The organism is Streptomyces torulosus (assembly GCF_001419765.1).
In the GTDB taxonomy this organism is placed as follows: Bacteria; Actinomycetota; Actinomycetes; order Streptomycetales; family Streptomycetaceae; genus Streptomyces; species Streptomyces torulosus.
This window is the reverse complement of record NZ_LIRK01000618.1, coordinates 1-3,123: the sequence shown is the minus strand read 5'-3', so window position 1 is coordinate 3,123 and position 3,123 is coordinate 1. Positions and strand designations below refer to the sequence as shown.

The following is a 3,123-nucleotide window of genomic DNA, read 5'->3' as shown; positions in this document are numbered from 1 at the left end:
GCGTCGGGGGCGTGCGCGGGCGGTCCGGCCGGGGGCGTGCGCGGGCGTTCCGGTCGGGGGTGTGTGCGGGCGTTCCGGTCGGGAGTGAACGCGTGTTCCGGTGCCGCTCAGGCGCGGGGTGCCAACGCCTCCCACGCCACCGTGACTTCGCCCTGGCGCCAGCGTGTGACGCCGTCCCGCACCGGCCAGTCCGCCCGCAGGTCGCGGATCGTGCGGATCCAGCGCTGGCGGGCACCGTACGAGGCGTACGGGGCGGCGGCGGCCCAGGCGCGGTCGAAGTCGCGGAGGAAGGCGTGGACGGGCTCGCCCGGGACGTTGCGGTGGATCAGCGCCTTGGGGAGGCGCTCGGCGAGGTCCGAGGGGCGCTCCAGGGAGCCCAGCCGGGTCGCGAACGTGACCGTGCGGGGACCCTCCGGGCCGAGGGCGACCCAGACGTGCCGACGGCCGATCTCGTCGCACGTGCCCTCGACGAGCAGTCCGCCCGTGGAGGCCGGCAGACCGCCGGGTGACGGCGGGCCGCCCGGCGCGAGGCGGGCACACAGCCGCTCCCAGACGGCGGCGACCTCCTCCTCGTCGTACTGCCGCAGGACGTTCGCCGCCCGGATGAGCGTCGGACGGCCCGGTACGGGCACCTCGAAGCCGCCGTGCCGGAAGGTCAGGCCGTCGCACGCGTACGGTTGCGCCGCCGCGACCCTGGCCGGGTCGATCTCGATGCCGACGACCTCGGTACGGGGCGCTGCCTCGCGCAGCCGCCGCAGCAGCTCCAGCGCGGTCCAGGGGGCGGCGCCGTAGCCGAGGTCCACGGCGAGGGGGGTGGCGGCACGGCGGAGTTCGGCGCCGTGGGTCGCTGCGATCCAGCGGTCCATGCGGCGCAGACGGTTGGGGTTGGTGGTGCCGCGGGTCACCGTGCCGACGGGTCGTGCCATGGGCTGAGCGTATGCGTATGGGGGGTGGCCGGGTCGCGGGGCTTCCGCCCCTGGCCCCCTGGCCCCGGGTCACCGGAGGGCGCCTGGTGACCTGCCCTCCCATCCGGCCGTACGGGCCCGTGGACGCCCCGCGTCCGACCTTCCGTCGAACGGTTGAGCGAGCATCGGTAATTCTTTTGCAAAGAGGAAATGGAACCGCCTCGTCCGGTGTTCCCCCTGCCGAGAGGGTCCGCATGCCCTCCGAACGGCATGCCCGCAGCAAGGAGGAACGCCACGTGAGCCACTACGTCAGCAGGCTCGGGCGACGCTCTCCGACCGCCGCGTCCCGGTTGAGACTGCACAGGAAACCCCGCCGCGTGGCGATGCTGTCCGTGCACACCTCACCGCTCCACCAGCCGGGCACGGGCGACGCCGGCGGTATGAACGTCTACATCGTGGAGCTGGCGCAGCGTCTCGCGGCGCTCAACATCGAGGTGGAGATCTTCACGCGGGCCACCACGGCCGCCCTCCAGTCGAAGGTCGAGCTGGCGCCCGGCGTCCTCGTCCGGCATGTCGACGCGGGCCCGTACGAGGGCCTGGCGAAGGAGGACCTACCCGCCCAGCTCTGTGCCTTCACGCACGGGGTGATGCAGGCGTGGGCCGGGCACCGCCCCGGCTACTACGACCTCGTCCACTCGCACTACTGGCTCTCCGGCCACGTCGGCTGGCTCGCCGCCGAACGATGGGGCGTCCCCCTGGTGCACGCCATGCACACCATGGCGAAGGTCAAGAACGCCGCGCTCGCCCTCGGCGACACCCCCGAGCCCGCCGCCCGCGTCATCGGCGAGACCCAGGTCGTACGCGCCGCCGACCGCCTCATAGCCAACACGGCGGAGGAGGCCGACGAACTCGTACGCCACTACGAGGCCGACCGCGCCAAGGTGGCCGTCGTCCACCCCGGTGTGAACCTCGACCGCTTCCGTCCCGCCGACGGCCGCGCCGCGGCCCGCGCCCGCCTCGGCCTCCCGCAGGACGCGCTGATCCCCCTCTTCGCCGGCCGCATCCAGCCCCTCAAGGCCCCCGACGTGCTGCTGCGCGCCGTGGCCGTCCTGCTGGGCGAGCGGCCCGAACTGCGGTCGAGGATCGTCGTGCCCGTCGTCGGCGGACCGAGCGGCAGCGGGCTCGCCAAGCCGGAGGGGCTGCAGAAGCTGGCCGCGCGCCTCGGCATCGCCGATGTCGTGCGCTTCCGGCCGCCGGTCGGCCAGGAGCAGCTCGCGGACTGGTTCCGGGCGGCGTCCGTGCTGGTCATGCCGTCCTACAGCGAGTCCTTCGGGCTGGTCGCCATCGAGGCGCAGGCGGCCGGTACGCCGGTGCTGGCGGCCGCGGTCGGCGGCCTCCCGGTCGCGGTGCGCGACGGACACACAGGATTCCTGGTCCAGGGGCACGATCCGGCGGCGTACGCGCGCGTGCTGCGCGATTTCGCCGACACCCCCGACCTCCCCGCCCGCATGGGCGAGGCCGCCGCCCGCCACGCCGAGTCCTTCGGCTGGGACACGGCCGCGCAGGCCACGGCCGACGTGTACACGGCGGCGACCCACGACCACCGGCGGCAGGGACTGCGGGCCCACCACGGGTAGGCCGCACGCCACCGATTCCGCCCCTGCCCGTGGCTGCCGTACCCGTCCCCCTACCGGCGGGTACGCTCGCCCCATGGCTGACGCAGCGGCGATCATCGAGCAGGTCCTCACCGAGGCCGAGCTGGAGTGGGAGAGTCCGGGCACCGGCAACTACGTCGTGAAGCTCCCCGGGACGCGCAAGCTCTCCACCACGGTCTCGCTGCTGGTCGGCAGGCACTCCCTCTCCCTGAACGCCTTCGTGATCCGCCACCCCGACGAGAACGAGGCCGGCGTCCACCGCTGGCTCCTGGAGCGCAACCTCAAGCTGTACGGGGTGAGTTACGCCGTCGACCAGCTCGGCGACGTGTACGTCACCGCCAAGCTGCCGCTCGCGGCCATCACCCCCGAGAGCATCGACGGCCTCCTCGGCCAGGTCCTGGAAGCGGCGGACGGCGCCTTCAACACCCTCCTGGAACTGGGCTTCGCCTCCGCGATCCGCAAGGAGTACGCGTGGCGGGTGTCGCGAGGGGAGTCCACCCGCAACCTGGACGCGTTCAGCCATCTGACGCGGGACGCGGGGGCACAGGGGGCCCCGGGGGCAT

General features: G+C 73.8%; 3 protein-coding genes. 2 read left to right on the top strand and 1 reads right to left on the bottom strand.

From position 1 onward, the window contains the following. Window positions 1–107: 107 nt before the first annotated feature. Window positions 108–926 (bottom strand): hypothetical protein, encoded by an 819-nt coding sequence (locus AOK23_RS35375; protein WP_055716624.1) that lies wholly within the window; start codon window positions 924–926, stop codon window positions 108–110. 275 nt (window positions 927–1,201) lie between these two features. Between AOK23_RS35375 and mshA the strand changes: the two genes are divergently transcribed. Both mshA and AOK23_RS35365 read left to right on the top strand, forming a co-directional pair. After that, entirely contained in the window at window positions 1,202–2,542 is a 1,341-nt protein-coding gene (gene mshA / locus AOK23_RS35370) for a D-inositol-3-phosphate glycosyltransferase (protein WP_055716625.1), read from the top strand. A gap of 73 nt (window positions 2,543–2,615) precedes the next feature. Beyond that, a partial coding sequence (locus AOK23_RS35365; protein ID WP_055716623.1) for a type III secretion system chaperone family protein occupies window positions 2,616–3,123 on the top strand: 508 nt, incomplete at its 3' end.

Coding starts and splice junctions, on each gene's coding strand:
- AOK23_RS35375 (WP_055716624.1), bottom strand. CDS start 926: ATGGCACGACCCGTCGGCACGGTGACCCGCGGCACCACCAACCCCAAC.